Origin of the sequence: Mesorhizobium sp. M0052, assembly GCF_040323255.1 — a bacterium.
In the GTDB taxonomy this organism is placed as follows: Bacteria; Pseudomonadota; Alphaproteobacteria; order Rhizobiales; family Rhizobiaceae; genus Mesorhizobium.
The window spans coordinates 87,513-102,253 of the sequence record NZ_JAMYUS010000020.1 but is presented as its reverse complement, the minus strand read 5'-3'; the positions used below and the strand labels follow the sequence as shown (position 1 = coordinate 102,253).

The 14,741-nt window shown below is 63.8% G+C and carries 14 protein-coding genes; 6 read left to right on the top strand and 8 right to left on the bottom strand.

What is annotated here, in order from left to right:
* Nucleotides 1-8: 8 nt before the first annotated feature.
* The 4 genes from NKJ77_RS24500 to NKJ77_RS24485 all read right to left on the bottom strand — a co-directional run bounded on the left by NKJ77_RS24500 (nt 9) and on the right by NKJ77_RS24485 (nt 4,295).
* Nucleotides 9-875, bottom strand: a complete 867-nt coding sequence (locus tag NKJ77_RS24500) for a carbohydrate ABC transporter permease (RefSeq protein WP_023683583.1) — start codon at nt 873-875, stop codon at nt 9-11.
* A 98-nt stretch (nt 876-973) separates the two neighbouring features.
* Nucleotides 974-2,245, bottom strand: coding sequence for an ABC transporter substrate-binding protein (locus NKJ77_RS24495; RefSeq protein ID WP_023693095.1), 1,272 nt, complete (start codon nt 2,243-2,245; stop codon nt 974-976).
* A 229-nt stretch (nt 2,246-2,474) separates the two neighbouring features.
* Nucleotides 2,475-3,392 carry an AraC family transcriptional regulator gene (locus tag NKJ77_RS24490; RefSeq protein ID WP_352535881.1) on the bottom strand — a complete coding sequence of 306 codons (918 nt, stop codon included), beginning with the start codon at nt 3,390-3,392 and terminating at the stop codon, nt 2,475-2,477.
* A 93-nt stretch (nt 3,393-3,485) separates the two neighbouring features.
* Complete coding sequence (locus tag NKJ77_RS24485; RefSeq protein ID WP_352535880.1) at nt 3,486-4,295, bottom strand: helix-turn-helix transcriptional regulator; 810 nt, start codon at nt 4,293-4,295, stop codon at nt 3,486-3,488.
* Between the two features lie 113 nt (nt 4,296-4,408).
* Between NKJ77_RS24485 and NKJ77_RS24480 the strand changes: the two genes are divergently transcribed.
* The 6 genes from NKJ77_RS24480 to NKJ77_RS24455 all read left to right on the top strand — a co-directional run bounded on the left by NKJ77_RS24480 (nt 4,409) and on the right by NKJ77_RS24455 (nt 10,808).
* On the top strand, nt 4,409-5,545 hold the full coding sequence (locus NKJ77_RS24480; protein ID WP_023832547.1) for an ABC transporter ATP-binding protein: 1,137 nt from the start codon (nt 4,409-4,411) through the stop codon (nt 5,543-5,545).
* The gene (locus tag NKJ77_RS24475; protein ID WP_352535879.1) at nt 5,526-6,689 is read left to right on the top strand and encodes an ABC transporter substrate-binding protein; all 1,164 of its coding nucleotides are present in this window, start codon (nt 5,526-5,528) and stop codon (nt 6,687-6,689) included. The genes NKJ77_RS24480 and NKJ77_RS24475 overlap by 20 nt, the downstream gene beginning before the upstream one ends.
* A gap of 62 nt (nt 6,690-6,751) precedes the next feature.
* Nucleotides 6,752-7,615, top strand: coding sequence for an ABC transporter permease (locus NKJ77_RS24470; protein ID WP_023832549.1), 864 nt, complete (start codon nt 6,752-6,754; stop codon nt 7,613-7,615).
* Nucleotides 7,615-8,427, top strand: a complete 813-nt coding sequence (locus NKJ77_RS24465) for an ABC transporter permease (protein WP_023683576.1) — start codon at nt 7,615-7,617, stop codon at nt 8,425-8,427. The genes NKJ77_RS24470 and NKJ77_RS24465 overlap by 1 nt, the downstream gene beginning before the upstream one ends.
* A gap of 28 nt (nt 8,428-8,455) precedes the next feature.
* Nucleotides 8,456-9,217 (top strand): SDR family NAD(P)-dependent oxidoreductase, encoded by a 762-nt coding sequence (locus NKJ77_RS24460; protein WP_023832550.1) that lies wholly within the window; start codon nt 8,456-8,458, stop codon nt 9,215-9,217.
* A gap of 187 nt (nt 9,218-9,404) precedes the next feature.
* Entirely contained in the window at nt 9,405-10,808 is a 1,404-nt protein-coding gene (locus NKJ77_RS24455; protein WP_023832551.1) for an MATE family efflux transporter, read from the top strand.
* A gap of 51 nt (nt 10,809-10,859) precedes the next feature.
* On the opposite strand, the gene NKJ77_RS24450 is transcribed toward NKJ77_RS24455, so the two are convergent.
* The 4 genes from NKJ77_RS24450 to NKJ77_RS24435 form a co-directional block, all read right to left on the bottom strand.
* Nucleotides 10,860-11,663: an ABC transporter permease gene (locus tag NKJ77_RS24450; RefSeq protein ID WP_023671272.1), complete on the bottom strand. Its 804-nt coding sequence runs from the start codon at nt 11,661-11,663 to the stop codon at nt 10,860-10,862.
* Entirely contained in the window at nt 11,660-12,514 is an 855-nt protein-coding gene (locus NKJ77_RS24445; protein WP_023703699.1) for an ABC transporter permease, read from the bottom strand. The genes NKJ77_RS24450 and NKJ77_RS24445 overlap by 4 nt, the downstream gene beginning before the upstream one ends.
* Nucleotides 12,511-13,548, bottom strand: coding sequence for an ABC transporter ATP-binding protein (locus NKJ77_RS24440; RefSeq protein ID WP_023671274.1), 1,038 nt, complete (start codon nt 13,546-13,548; stop codon nt 12,511-12,513). The genes NKJ77_RS24445 and NKJ77_RS24440 overlap by 4 nt, the downstream gene beginning before the upstream one ends.
* Nucleotides 13,549-13,643: 95 nt before the next feature.
* Complete coding sequence (locus NKJ77_RS24435; protein WP_023671275.1) at nt 13,644-14,732, bottom strand: ABC transporter substrate-binding protein; 1,089 nt, start codon at nt 14,730-14,732, stop codon at nt 13,644-13,646.
* Between the last annotated feature and the right edge of the window lie 9 nt (nt 14,733-14,741).

Here is a 14,741-nt window from a genome sequence, read left to right as displayed (position 1 = left end):
ATACGGCCTCATGCCTGCACCCGCTTCCACAGCATGGTGAAGGTGATGACAGTCGCGATCATCATCAGCACCGCCATGGCCGAGGCATAGGACACCTTGCCGGATTCGATGAAGCCTTGCGAGAAGGCGTACATGTCGAGCGTCTCGGTCGCCACGCCCGGCCCGCCGCGCGTCATCACATAAATCAGGTCGAAGGAGCGCAGCGATTCGATCATCTTGACGAACATCAGGCTGATCAGCGGCGCCTTCAGCATAGGCAAGGTCACATAGGCATGGATCTGCCAGCGTTTGGCGTGGTCGAGCCGCGCCGCTTCGATCGGCTGCGGCGGCAAGGTCTCCAGAAGCTTCAGCACGATGACCGCGAAGAACAGTCCCCACTGCCAGACATCGACCGAGGCGACGGCAAACAGGGCCGTCGACGGCTTCGACAGCGGGTCGAAGATCAGCCCGCCGGTGATCAGCCTGTAGGGATAGGTGGCGATGCCGTAGAGCGGATGATAGGCAAACTTCCACACGAAGGCCGCCGAGACACGCGGCAACAGCACCGGGATGATGAACAGCAGGCAGTAGATGTTGCGCAGCCGCGGCGACGCTACTTCGAACATCAGCACGCCGAGCCCGATCGCCACCATCATCGTCGCCACCACGGTGACGATTTCCCACTTCACCGAAACCCAGACCGCGTTGAGGAAACGCCGGTCGGCGAACAGGTCGATGAAGTTCGACAGCCAGACCCAGGAATAGTCCGACGAGCTCAGCTCGCGGTTCTGCAGCGCAATGACGATGGCGTACAGCGTCGGCACCATCGACAGCACCAGAAGAATGGCGAGCGTCGGAACCAGAAACGTCACGGGCAGGGAAGAGCGTCGGCGCATTGCCTATCCTCGGGCTGTGCCTTTTTGGGGAGAACCCGCGGCGCACAGGTCCCGGCATCCGGTCGAATGCCGTGGACCGCGCGCCGCGGGCGGGAGGATTACTTCTTCTTCACCAGCTCGTTGGCGTAGGCCTCGAGTTCGTCGAGGCCGCCCTTGACGTCGGTGCGCGTGCCGGTGACCAGCTCTTCCAGGATGATGCCCCAGCGGTCGCCGAGATCCGGCCAGCGCGGATCCTGCCAGAAGTTCACCGCCGTCACCTTGCCGGTATCGGCAAGCGCCTGGCCGAGATCGGCGCCATAGATGTCGGCGAACTCCTTGCTGGACAGCACGCTGGTGCGGTTGAGCTCGCCGAACTGGTGCGCGTCGAGCCGGCGCTTCTCGTTCTCCTTCGACGTCGCCCAGGCGATGAACAGGCCGGCGCATTGCTTCGCGGCGTCATCGGCATTGGCCTTGGCGGCGATGGCGAGGCCGTGGCCGTAGCCGCCGCCGGTCAGTGGCGAGGGCGGCGGCAGGAAGCCGATCTTGCCGACCACTTGCGAGGTCTTCGGGTCGACCGCCATGCCCGACAGCGGCGTCGATTCGACCAAGATGGCAACCTGGCCCGACAGGAAGGCGCCGGTCGATTCATCCCAGCTGCCGGTCTGCGTGCCGGGCGCTGAATCCTTGAACAGTTTAAGATAGGTCTCGGTCGCTTTGACCGCGGCCTCGGAGTTGAAAGCCGGCTTGTCACCGTCGAACCATTTTCCGCCATAGGCCTTGAAGAACGGCATCCAGCGCCAGACATTGGCGCCCGAGCCACGCGCGCCGCGCAGCGCGATGCCGTACATGCCCTTGTCGGGATCGGTCAGCTTCGGCACGTCGGCGATCAACTCGTCCAGCGTCTTCGGCGGCTGGATGCCGGCGGCTTCCAGAATGTCCTTGCGGTAGACCATCAGGTCGCCGCCGCCGGTCAGCGGCGCGAACCACACCTTGCCGTCATAGGTGGCGACCTTCTGCCGGCCCGGGTCGAAATCGGCGTAGTCGTAGTCAGCCGGGTAATAGTCGGTGAGCGGCACGATCCATTTCGACGAGGCGAACAGCGCGACATTGGCTTCGTCGACATAGTAGACGTTGTAGTTGCCGACCGTGGACGCATCGGCGCGCGACTTTGCCCGGCGGTCGTTCTCGTTGAGATAGTCGATCTGGAAGCTGGCGCCGGCCAGTTTCTGGAACTCGTCCTTGGACGCTTCCAGCAGCGTCAGCCCGTCACGCGGTTGCGCCAGCACCTTAACCGGCGCCGAGCAGACCGGCGCCGCCAGCGCCATGGTCGAGAGGGTCGTGGTAAGCATGAAAGCTGCGCTTATGCTCGCAGCGAGCCGAATTGGTTTCATTGATTTTCTCCTCCAGGAACAGTCGCAGGAAGCGGAAGTCTTCGGTTGCGCGATCCTCGCCATCGCCCGAGCGACAAGCCACCCATCGCCAAAATGAGGAGTTGCTAAAGGCCGCGCTAGAAGCCCCGTTGCAGCAGACCTGTACTTTTATGCATTGTGCGCTGCAAAATCCGGCCCGCCTGCACAGCCTCTGTCACATGAGTACCGATGGAGTGAGGAAGGCCGGTTTTCAGGCGCGCATCGTCATCCGCTGCTTCGACAGCTTGCGGTAGGATGACGGCGTCATCCGGTGCTTGCGCAGGAAGGCGCGGTTGAAGTTGGAGATGTTCATGTAGCCGACCTGGAAGCAGACGTCGGTGATCGGAATATCGGTGTCCGCCAGCAGCTTGCAGGCTTGCCAGAGCCGGAGCTTGGCGATGTGGTCGCTGAAACTGTTGCCGGTGTTTTTCTGGAAGAAGCGCGAAAACGTGCTTTCGCTCATCCCCGCCAGCTCCGCCGCCTCCGGCAGCTTCAGGTCCTCGGCGAAGTGCTGGAAGAGATAGGTCAGCGTGCGCTGGATGATGTCCAGCGAGGTTGCGTCGAGCGCGGGTGAGAAATCCGGCGAGGACAAAAGCTCGTATTCGTCTGTCCTGGCCAGCAGATCGGCCAGTTCGAGGAAGAGGCAAAACCGGGCGAGCCCGTGCACGGTGCCCATCCGTTCCATCAGCGCAGCGCCGTCGAGCGCGGCGCGGCCATGGAAGACGATGCCGCGCAGCGATCGCTCCAGGAACGGTTCTAGTTCGCGCAGCTCCGGCAGCAGTCCCGCCGAGCCGCGCAGCCGCTGCGGATCGAATTGCAGCACGATGTCGCGTCCTTCGATCAGCTCGCCGGGTTGCACCGATGTCACCCAGTCATGCGGCAGCCCGCCGCCGACGATGCTCAGGTAGCCCGGCCCGAATGCGCCGATGTGATCGCCGACCAGCGCGACCCCGGAAGACTTCCTCAGGAGATGGATCTCGTATTCCGGATGAAAATTCCAGACATTGCGCTCCCAGGGATAGTCGTCGAGCCGCCACAGGAAACTGTCGCTCGCCTCGGTGACGATGTGCTCGAAAGCCGGCACCGTGCGAGGGATCGCGGCCGTGTTCTTTCTGCGCCTGAATGCCATCGTCTGCTCTCGGGGCGTATGAGGAAGCGACTGGTTTCGGGTAATCCGTAGCAGTCTGTCGCCCGCAAGTGAACGATGTCTGCCTCAGCGATTTCAACGCCGGCTCTCGATGATCTCGATGAAGCGGGCGAACAGCCCGGCCTGGGATTTGATGCCGAGTTTGCGGTGGATGTTGCGGCGGTGAACCTTCACCGTTCCCGGCACGATGCGCATGGCTCTTGCGACCGACTCGGTGGAATGCCCCTGCAGCACCAGATCGACGACATGCTTTTCGCGCGGGGTCAGCGACAGGCTTTCCCAAATGTGTGCGCGGTCGAACTCGTTGACTGCGGCGATCGTCTCGCCCTGCTCCGCTTCGTCCTGCTCCTCGGCCGAAAGTGCGGGCCAGCGCAACCGGGCGAAGTTGATGACCGCCGGCGCCATGTCGCGCAGCAGCCTGGCATCGGCGGTGCCGAAGGGACCCGAGGCGTGCAATCGCATCAGCGACAGCACCAGCGCATCTTTGCCGGGCAGCGGCACGAAGAAGCCGACCTCCTCGGCCAGCCTTGTCTGGCTATAGTAGGTGCGAAAATACTCGCTGGCATAGAAGCGGTCGGGCGCCAGTTCGCGCATGCGCCAGAACCCCTCCTTGCGCTCCACCGCCGCGTGATGAAATGGGTCGAGCAGATAAGGTCCTTCCTGATAGAGCGTGACGAAGACATGGCTCTCGGCCGGCGAGAAGGTTTCGAACAGCAGCGGCGGTCGCGAGGCGCCGCGGTAACCGAAGATCACGCAGTGGTCGAAGCCGACATGCTGGCTCAACCAGGCGACCATTGCCTTGCCGAACAGGTCGCCGCTCGTCTCCCGTGTCGCCGCGACAAGGGCTGCGAGCCGGCTGTATTCGTCGCTGCGGGACGCACTCAATCTATACCCCCTTAAACGAGAAAATAGATCAGATATACCACCAGCGAGGTATATACTAGACGCCATTGGCTCTGGTAGCGTCCTGGAATAGCCCTGTTGCTGGAGCCAGCACTTTGACCGCAGTGCCCGACATCGAGTTTCGCGGCGTCACCAAGCGCTATGGCGCTGTGACCGCAGTCAGCGGCATCGATCTGGCTGTGCCGCCCTCCGCCTTTGTCGCCCTTCTCGGACCGTCCGGCTGCGGCAAGACCACATGCCTGCGCATGATCGGCGGCTTCGAGCAGCCGAGCGAAGGCCAGGTGTTTATCCGTGGCCGGGACATGGCCGGAACGCCGCCCTATCGTCGGCCGGTCAACATGGTGTTCCAGCAATACGCGCTGTTTCCGCATCTCGATGTCGAAGCCAATGTGTCCTACGGGTTGCGCCAGGCACGGCCGCGCCTGTCGTCGCAGGAAATCGGCCGGCGCGCCGGCGAGGCGCTCGAAATGGTGCGGCTCGCCGGCTATGGCCGCCGCAAGATCCACGAACTCTCCGGCGGCCAGCAGCAGCGCGTCGCGCTGGCGCGCGCACTGGTCAACAAGCCGGCTGTGCTTTTGCTCGACGAGCCGCTGGCAGCGCTCGACAAAAAGCTGCGCACCGACATGCAGATCGAGCTGCAGAACCTGCAGCGCGAGATCGGCATCACCTTCGTGCTGGTCACCCACGACCAGGAGGAGGCGCTGTCGATGAGCGACTTCGCCTGCGTCATGAACGGCGGCCGCATCGTACAGCTCGGGCAACCAAGCGAGATCTATGACGAGCCGGCCGACCTGTTCGTCGCCGACTTCGTCGGCAAGACCAATCTGTTGAGCGGCAAGGTTGCCGGGCATACAGGCGATCTTGTCAATGTGGCGCTGGCGGACGGAACCGTCATTGCCGCGCGCAAACGAACCGCCTTGCAGCAGGGCGAGACCGTTTCTGTTAGCCTGCGTCCTGAATCGCTAAGCCTCGGCGCCACCAAAGGCAGCCCTTTCAAGGGCATCGTGCGCAACCGGATCTTCTTGGGCTCGACGGCGGAATACGCCATCGAGGTGCAGGGCATCGGAACGCTGCTGGCCAAGGCCGACCATGTGATCGGCCATGGCAACCTCTTCAAGCCGGGTGAACCCGTCGCCATCGGCTTTGCCTCCGGGACGCCGCTGGCGTTTCCGGAGACCAAGAACAACGGGACCAACCAGAGGGTAGCAAAAAATGTCGAAATCATATCGTGACGGACTGCCGATTAGCCCTGAGAACTTCGTCGACCAGCTGATGCGCCTGAAGCGCGGCTCGATCGGCCGCCGCGACTTCCTCGGCCTCACCGGCCTTGGCATCGCAACCGCGGTGATGGCGCGCGAGCTCGGCATCATGCCGACACCGGCCTTCGCTGCCGAAAACCTTGGCGACCGCATATCGATCGCCACCTGGCCGAACTACCACGACCCGCAGACCTTCGAGAATTTCAAGAAGGACACCGGCGTCGCCATCGAGGTCAACGTCTTCGGCTCCAATGAGGAGATGCTTGCCAAGCTGCAGGCCGGCGCCTCGGGCTGGAGCCTGTTCGTGCCGACCAACTACACGATCTCGACCTACAAGAAACTCGGCATCATCGATCCGCTCGACATGGCCAAGCTGCCGAATTTCGACAGCTCCCAGGAGGACCCGCGCTTCACCTCGGAAGGCACGATCGACGGCACGACCTACGCGGTGCCGAAGAACTGGGGCACCACGGGCTTTGCCGTCAACACCAAGAAGCTGGCCAAGCCGATGACCAGCTGGAAGGAATTCTGGGACGTCGCCATGGCCGAGGGCGATGGCCGCACCATGGTGCACGACTACCAGCTGACCACCATCGGCAACGCGCTGAAATATTACGGCTATTCCTTCAACTCGCTGAAGCAGGACGAGCTCGCCAAGGCCGAGGAGCTGCTGCTCAAGGTCAAGCCGCATCTGTTCGCGGTCTCGTCCGACTACCAGCCGGGAATGCGGGCGGGCGACGCCTGGATGACCATGTGCTGGACGAATGACGGCGCGCAGTTGCATCGCGATATTCCAGAGATCGCCTATGTCTTGGGCAAGGAGGGCGGCGAAATCTGGACCGATTTCTACGCCATCCCGAAGGACGCGCCGAACAAGCCGGCCGGCTATGCCTTGCTCAATTATCTGATGACCCCGGAGGTTGCTGTGAAGGAGCATCTCGCCAATGGCGCGCCCTCGACCGACGCGCGGGTCAACAAACTGCTGCCCAAGGAAGTGCTCGACAATCCGATCCTTTACCCGGCGGCCGACCTGTTGACACCGCTGGAGTTTGGTGCGGCGGCGACGCTGACCGACCCCGGCCGCGCCGAACTGATGGCGCGTTTCAAGTCGGCTTGAGGCTGGCCTGACGCAAACGGAAAACCGGCGGGCCTATGTCCGCCGGCATCGGGGCGGTTTCCATGCACGGCAACAGATTTCGGTATAACATCCTGACAGCGCTGCTGCTCGCTCCGGCTACAGCGTGGCTGGTGGTGTTTTTGGTGTTGCCGTTCATCGCCATTGCCGTGTTCAGCGTCGGCGAGCGGGCGCCGGAGGGCGGCTATCAGGCCGCCTTCACGCTGGCGCAATACGCCAATCTCCCGGCAAGGGCGACCGCCTTCTGGAACACGATGATGCTGGCGCCGGTGGGCGCGCTTGCCTGCCTGCTCGTCGCCTACCCGGTTGCCTACTATCTCGCCCTGAAGGCGCCGCAACGCTGGCGACTGATCCTGCTTGCGCTCGTCGTCATTCCCTTTTGGACCAGCCTTTTGATGCGCACCTATGCCTGGATGTACATTCTGGGCGGACGCGGCATTCCCGCACTGCTGGCCTTTGTCGGCATCGAGGATGTCAGGTTGATCAACACGCCGGGCGCCGTGCTGCTCGGTATCGTCTATGGCTATTTGCCCCTCATGATCCTGCCGATCTATGTCAGTCTCGAGCGGCTCGACCGAAGGCTGCTGGAAGCCTCCGCCGATCTCGGCGCGACCCCGCTCTCAACCTTTCTGGGAGTGACGCTGAAGCTGTCGCTGCCGGGCGTGATGACCGGCTTCTCGCTGGTCATGATCCTGCTGCTCGGAGAATACCTGATCCCGACGCTGCTTGGCGGCGGCAAGGTGTTCTTCATCGGCAATGCGCTGGTCGACCTGTTCCTGCAGTCGCGCAACTGGCCGTTCGGATCGGCCATCGCCATCACGCTGGTGGCGGTTTCGGTGGTGGTGCTGATCGCGGCAAACCGCATTTCGACACGGGTGTCGGGCGCCCGCAGGGTGGATCTGATCTGATGCGCGCCTTCGTCACAGCCGTCTTCGCCTTCCTCTATCTGCCGATTGCGTTGGTCGTGCTGTTTTCCTTCAACGCCGGCCGCCATGCCAGCGAGTTCACCGGCTTTTCGGTGCAGTGGTACGGCACGGCGCTGTCGAACCCGTTCCTGGTCGAGGCATTGAAGAACAGCTTGTTCATCGCCACCACCAGCGCGCTTCTGGCGGCGGTGTGCGGCACGGCAGCCGCACTCGGCCTGGCGCGGGTCGGGCTCAGAACCCGCGCCGTCTTCGACGCGCTGATGGGTGCCGCGATCGTCGTTCCCGGCGTCGTCATCGGCATCTCGACGCTCGTCGCGCTGGTCCAGTTGTTTGGCGTGCTCAACCCGTTCCTCGCCTCGATCTGGCCAAACGACCAGCCGCCGCGCCTGTCGCTCGGCTATGGATCGATCATCGCCGCCCACGGCCTGTTTTCGATGGCGTTGGTGACGATAATCGTCGGCACGCGTCTCGCCAGCCTCGACCGCAACCTGGTCGAGGCCTCGAGCGATCTCTACGCCACGCCGCTGACGACGTTTCGCTCGATCGTGCTGCCGCAGATCATGCCGGCGGTGATCGCCGGCTTCCTGCTCGCCTTCACCTTCTCCTTCGACGATTTCATCGTCGCCTTCTTCGTCGCCGGCGCGCAGACGACGCTGCCGATCTATGTCTTCGCCTCGATCCGGCGCGGCGTGACGCCGGAAATCAACGCCATCGCCACCATCGTGCTCGTCGCCTCGGTTCTTCTGGTGGTGCTTGCCCAATGGCAGCTGCGCCAGCGCCAGCCGTCAAACTGAACAAGCCATCCAGCTGAAAGACAAATTCATGATCCTTAGAGACCGCATCGCCGTGGTGACGGGCGCCGGTTCCGGCATCGGCCGCGCCGGCGCCATGATCATGGCCAGGGAAGGCGCTGTGGTGGTCATCGCCGACCGGGATAAGACCAGCGGCGAGACGACAGCGGCGGACATCCGGGCAGTGGGCGGGCAGGCCGAGGCGATTGTCACCGACGTCTCTGACGACGCGGCGGTCGGCCAGCTCATCACCGGCACGCTCGGCAAGTATGGCCGCATCGACATCCTGCACAATCACGCCGGCATCCAGGTCGGCGGCACGCTGACCGAGGTCGAGGTCGATGGCATGGATGCGTCTTGGCGCATCAATGTACGGGCGCAGTTCCTGGCCGCGCGGCTGGCCATGCCGGCGATGGTCGCGCAAGGCGGCGGCGTCATCCTCAACACGGCCTCGAACTCCGGCGTGTTCTACGACCGCGAGATGATCGCCTACGCGACGTCGAAACATGCGGTGGTGGCGATGACCAGGCAGATGTCGCTCGACTATGCCCGGCACAATGTGCGCGTCAACGCGCTCTGCCCGGGCTGGGTCGACACGCCTTTCAACGAGCCGTTCATCGCCCAGATGGGCGGGCGCGAGGCGATCGAGACCTATGTCCGCACCAGGATCCCGATGGGGCGCTGGGCGAGCGCCGAAGAGATCGCCGAAGCGATCCTGTTCCTCGTCTCCGACCGCTCATCCTTCATGACCGGCCAGGCGCTGGTGATCGACGGCGGCGAAAGCATCGGTTGATCCAAGGGCAGCCGGATAGGAGGGTTCCCGCCTCTGGCTCAATCGCCGGCTGCCCGTCCTCCCTTGCCTTCATGCCGCATTTCGTCCAATAGAACGACGCAAACGCTGCGAAACCGAAGGTTTTGCCGTTTGGAAGTGCGGCTTCCGGCCTCGTTGCCGACGCGCCGCAATCGGAAAGAGCAGGACAATGTCTGCGATCGAAGCCGGCGCTCGTGCGCCGGAAAATCTTTGGCGTCAGGAAATCAGGGCGACGCTGGCGCTGGCCTGGCCGATGGTGCTGACCAATCTCGGCCAGACCGCGATGACCGCCACCGACGTCATGATGATGGGGCGTCTGGGCGCGGACACGCTGGCCAGCGGCGCGCTTGGCGCCAATCTCTATTTCATGCCGCTGATCTTCGGCCTCGGCCTGATGCTGGCGACCTCGCCGATGATCGCCACCGAGCTTGGCCGCCGCCGCTATTCGGTGCGCGATCTGCGTCGCACCGTGCGCCAGGGCCTGTGGCTGGCGATCCTGATCTCGATCCCGATCTGGATCGTGCTGTGGCATGGCGAGGCCATTCTGCTGGCCATGGGCCAGGAGCCGGCATTGGCGCATCAGGCCGGCATCTATCTGCGCTGGCTGGAATGGGCGGTGCTGCCTTTCTACGGCTATATCGTGCTGCGCTCGTTCATCTCGGCACTGGAGCGGCCGGGCTGGGCGCTGATCATCGTCTTCGTCGCCGTCGCCTGCAACGCCTTCTTCAACTGGGTGTTCATGTTTGGCAATCTCGGCGTCACCTCAATGGGCATTGCCGGTTCGGGGCTGGCGACCACGCTGTCGAGCACGCTGATGTTCTGCGGCCTGGCAGCCGTGGTGATGCTGGAGAAGAAATTCCGCCGCTACCGCCTGTTCGGCCGCTTCTGGCGCTCCGACTGGCCGCGTTTCAAGGGTCTGCTGCGGCTCGGCATGCCGATCGCCGGCATCCTCGCCTTCGAGGTGACGATCTTCAACGCGGCAGCCCTGCTGATGGGCCTGATCGATGCGGATTCGCTTGCCGCGCACGCTATCGCCATCCAGATCGCCTCGATCTCCTTCATGGCGCCGCTCGGCCTCAACCAGGCCGTCACCGTGCGCGTCGGGCTGGCCCATGGCGCCGGCAATTCGGCAGGCGTTTCGCGCGCCGGCTGGACCGCCTTCGTCATCGGCGTCTCGTCCATGGCGCTGATGGCGCTGGTGATGGTGCTGTGGCCGCATCTGTTGATCAGCGCCTTCATCGACATGACCGATCCGGCCAATGCCAGGGTGATCGCGCTGGCCGTGTCGTTCCTGGCCTTTGCCGCACTGTTCCAGATCTTCGACGGCGCGCAGGCCGTTGCCGCCGGCATGCTGCGCGGCCTGCACGACACCAAGGTGCCGATGATCTATGCCGCCATCGGCTATTGGGGCATCGGCCTGCCGCTCGGCGTGCTGCTCGCCTTCCATTTCGGCCTGCACGGCGTCGGCATCTGGATCGGCCTTGCGTCGGGTCTGGCCGTGGTGGCGGTGCTGCTCCTGGCTCGCTGGCTGCGGCGGGATCGGATAGCGCCGCCGCTCGTCTTCAGCCATTAAAAGCAAAACGGCCGCCGGGTTCGGCGGCCGTTCTCGTTTGGCGTGGCTCGCTCAGCTCCCGTCCGACGACATCGCGCCGAGCAGCCTGCGTATATCGCCAAATCGCGCGATCGAGCCGAACACCAGTGCCGCCACCGCGACGAAGAACACCGACACCGAAGCCATGGTCGGCGTGTAGCCGTAGCGCAGCGCGTTGAAGATCTTGATCGGCAGCGTCTCGGTGGTGAAGCCGATCGTCATGTAGGCGACGATGTATTCGTTGAGCGACAAGACGAAGGCGAAGGCGTAGCCCGAGACGAGGTAGGGCAGGATCAGCGGCAGCACCACGGTCTTCAGCACCGTGCGATCATCGGCGCCCATGGTCGCCGCAGCCTCGACCAATGAGCGGTCGATCGAGGCAAAGCCGAGCGACAGGGTCACCAGCGGCAGCGTCACGAAGAAGATGGCGTGGCTGATGATGGCGGTGAAGAACTGGCCGAACAGCCCGACCGTCGCCCAGAAGGAGAGGAAGCCGAGCGCGGTGATGACCGGCGGCAGGATGAAGGGGGCAAGCCCCAGCACCTGGAAAATGTTCGCCCATGGCGCGATGCGCCGCCACAGGAACCAGGCCAGCGGCAGCGCCACCGCCACGGCAATCGCGGCCGAACAGACGGCCAGCGTCACAGAATGGATCAGCGCCAGACGCCATTCCGGATCGGTGAAGATCTGGGCGTACCAGGCGAGCGAGAAGCCGACCGGCGGGAAGCTGAGCTCCTGCCGCGAATTCACCGACACGCCGGCGACGACGATCAGCGGCGCCGCCAGGAACAGCGCGACGATGGTGAAATAGACACGGCGCAGCAAGGTCGCGGTCACAGGGCGTTCTCCCTTCGTCCGACGAGCAGCGTCAGTCCGACCAGCGCCAGCGAGATCAGCACCAGGAACACCGCCATTGCGGCCGCGAACGGCATGTTGGACTGGTAGATCGCCTGGTCGGTGATCAGCACCGACAGCGTCCAGTGCTGCGGCCGTCCCAGAATCTGCGGCAAAAGATAGGAGCCGAGGGCGAACACGAAGACCATGATCAGCGTCGCCACAATGGTGTTGCGCAATGCCGGCGCGACGACGTTGAAGAAGGCGCGGATCGGCGAGGCGCCGAGCGTGCGCGCTGCCTCGAGCAATGTCGGGTCGAGGCGCACGAGGGCGGGGTACAGCACCAGGATCGTATAGGGCAGCGCCTGGTAGACCATGCCGGTCAGCACCGCGCCAAAGGTCGGCAGCAGCGCCACCGGCTTGTCCATCAGCCCGATCGCCACGAACAGATTGGTGATGCCGGCGGTGCGCGAAAACAGCGTCGACCAGGCAAAGCCGATAATGACTTCCGACAGCGACAGCACCGACAGGAGGCCGACCAGCCACAGCGTCTGCACGCGGCGCGGCCGACGGGTCAAAAGGTAGGTGAAGGGGAAGGCGATGGCCACGCAGCAGACGGCGACCAGCACCGCCAGCAGCAGCGAAAAGCCGAGCACGCCGCCGAAGAACACCGACAGGAAGCGGGCGTAATTGTCGAACACGAAATCCGGCGTGTAGAAACCGGACGGGTTGCGCTTGAAGAAGCTCACCGCGATCATCGTCGAGAACGGCACGACGAAGAAGACGATCAGCATCAGCGCCGGAAAGAACAGCGGCGTGTAGTCGGCTATCGACTTCGGCGCCTCGCGTCTCATGCGCCGAGCACCACGCAGCTTGCCGGCGGCAGTGTGACGCCGACCTTGGCGCCGACCGGCACGTCATGCCGCTCGCGCGGCGTCGTCACCGCAATGATGCTGGTGCCGCCGACGTCGACGAAGGTCTCGATGGTGCCGCCGAGATCGCGCACGAAACTCACCTCGCCGGTGATGGCCGAGCCGCCGGGGCTGCCGAGATGCACATCCTCGGGGCGGACCGATACAGACGCTTTAGTCTGACCCGCCGGCATGGCAAGACCTGGAATGGCTGTGCCCAGAATGGTGGTGCGCCCGGTGCTGTCGATCTCGGCCGGCAGCAGATTGGTGATGCCGATGAAGTCGGCGACGAAGGCGTCGGCCGGCTTGCGGTAGATCTCGATCGGCGGCGCCGCCTGCAGGATCCTGCCGTGGCCCATGACGACGACGAGGTCGGCCATGGTCATGGCTTCGCGCTGGTCGTGGGTGACGACGATGGTGGTGATGCCCAACCGCTGCTGCAACTGGCGCAGTTCCACCTGCATGGCCTCGCGCAGTTTGGCGTCGAGCGCCGACAGCGGCTCGTCGAGCAGGAACAGTTTCGGCGACAGCGCCAAGGCCCGTGCAATTGCCACGCGCTGGCGCTGACCGCCCGACAGTTTGGCCACCGGGCGGTCGGCAAAGCCGGTCAGATGGATGAGGCCCAGCAACTCGTCGACGCGCTTCTTCTGCTCCTCCTTCGAGGCGCCGCGAATGCGCAGCGCATAGGCGATGTTGTCGCCAACAGAGAGATGCGGAAACAGGGCCAGCGACTGGAACACCATGCCGAGATTGCGCTTGTGCGTCGGCAAAGGCGTGATGTCCTCGCCGTCGAGCACGATGGCGCCGCTGGTCGGCTCCTCCAGTCCGGCAATCATGCGCAGCAGCGTGGTCTTGCCGCAGCCCGATGGGCCGAGCAGACACACGAACGTGCCATGCGGCACGTTGAGCTGGACATTGTCGACGGCGGCGAAGTTGCCGAATTTTTTGGTGACCGCATTGATGTCTAGTCCGGACATGCTCATCCCTCTCAGGCTGTGCGCTGGAGCAATTCCAGGAAATGGCCGCCGGAGGAAATCCGGCGGCCGATCAGTTTTCAAGCGGAACGGGCGGCTCAGCCGACGATCAGCTCGGTCCACTTCTGGTTGATCCAGTCGGCCTTCGACGTATAGAGGTCATAGCGCGGGATGATCGGATCGATATCCGACGACACCGCGGCGAACTCTTCCGGCTTGAGGTCGAGCACCTCTTTCTTCAGCGTAGGCGTGGTGCCGACCTTGCGCGACATCAGGCCCTGCATCGACGGCTGGCTCATATAGTCGATGAATGCATGCGCCTCGTCGACCTTGGTCGAGGCGCGCGACAGCACCCAATTGCCGGAGTCCTGGATGCCGCCTTCCTTCGGGAAGGTCGAGCGGACATGGAAGCCGTCGGCGACCGCGAGGCCGGTGACGTCGTGATAATACTGGCCCATCGGGATCTCGCCCGACTTCAGCGCCTGCTCGAACTGCGCCTCGTCGCGATACCACAGCCGGACATTCGGCTTGAGCTCGGCGAGCTTTTCGAACGCCTTGTTCAGTCCGTCCTCGGTGTCGAGCGCATTGGTGCCGCCCATGAAGGTCTTGGCCGTCACTTCGAGCAGGAACGAGTTCGAGGCAAGTGCCAGAAGGCCAAGCTTGTCCTCATTGGCCTTGTCCCACAGCGTCTCCCATGAGGTCGGCGCATCCTTGTAGACATCGGTGTTGGAGACCAGCGTGATCCACCAGGCGACGGCGCCGATGCCGGCGACCCGGCCATCCGGATATTTGTTGACGAAGCGCGGCAAGAGGTCGTTGTAGTGCTTGAACTTCGACGTATCGAGCGGCGTCCATAATTCGGTCGACTGGCCCTTCAGCGTCGAGGTCTGCGACATCATCGAAAGGTCGGCCGGCGCCTGGCCTGCCTTGGACGCCTGTTCGAGCTGCACCAGCCAGGCTTCGCCGGTCGGCTCGGCGACCGATTCCACTGCAATGCCGGTGGCCTTGGTGAAATCTGGGAAGACGTGCTCGTCAAAGGATTTCTTGAAATAGCCGCCATAGACGCCGACCTTCAGCGACTTGTCCTGCGCGCGCAGGATCGACGGCATGGCGAGCACGCCGGCTGTAGCGAGGCCCGCACCAAGCACGCCGCGCCGTGTCAGGGATTTTCCGATCAGTCTGTTCATCTGGTTTCT

Excerpts from the sequence above, each read along its gene's own strand:
- NKJ77_RS24500 (WP_023683583.1), bottom strand. The coding sequence starts at position 875 with ATGCGCCGACGCTCTTCCCTGCCCGTGACGTTTCTGGTTCCGACGCTC.
- NKJ77_RS24455 (WP_023832551.1), top strand. The coding sequence starts at position 9,405 with ATGTCTGCGATCGAAGCCGGCGCTCGTGCGCCGGAAAATCTTTGGCGT.
- NKJ77_RS24445 (WP_023703699.1), bottom strand. The coding sequence starts at position 12,514 with ATGAGACGCGAGGCGCCGAAGTCGATAGCCGACTACACGCCGCTGTTC.
- NKJ77_RS24460 (WP_023832550.1), top strand. The coding sequence starts at position 8,456 with ATGATCCTTAGAGACCGCATCGCCGTGGTGACGGGCGCCGGTTCCGGC.
- NKJ77_RS24490 (WP_352535881.1), bottom strand. The coding sequence starts at position 3,392 with ATGGCATTCAGGCGCAGAAAGAACACGGCCGCGATCCCTCGCACGGTG.
- NKJ77_RS24475 (WP_352535879.1), top strand. The coding sequence starts at position 5,526 with ATGTCGAAATCATATCGTGACGGACTGCCGATTAGCCCTGAGAACTTC.
- NKJ77_RS24435 (WP_023671275.1), bottom strand. The coding sequence starts at position 14,732 with ATGAACAGACTGATCGGAAAATCCCTGACACGGCGCGGCGTGCTTGGT.
- NKJ77_RS24470 (WP_023832549.1), top strand. The coding sequence starts at position 6,752 with ATGCACGGCAACAGATTTCGGTATAACATCCTGACAGCGCTGCTGCTC.
- NKJ77_RS24465 (WP_023683576.1), top strand. The coding sequence starts at position 7,615 with ATGCGCGCCTTCGTCACAGCCGTCTTCGCCTTCCTCTATCTGCCGATT.
- NKJ77_RS24440 (WP_023671274.1), bottom strand. The coding sequence starts at position 13,548 with ATGTCCGGACTAGACATCAATGCGGTCACCAAAAAATTCGGCAACTTC.
- NKJ77_RS24495 (WP_023693095.1), bottom strand. The coding sequence starts at position 2,245 with ATGAAACCAATTCGGCTCGCTGCGAGCATAAGCGCAGCTTTCATGCTT.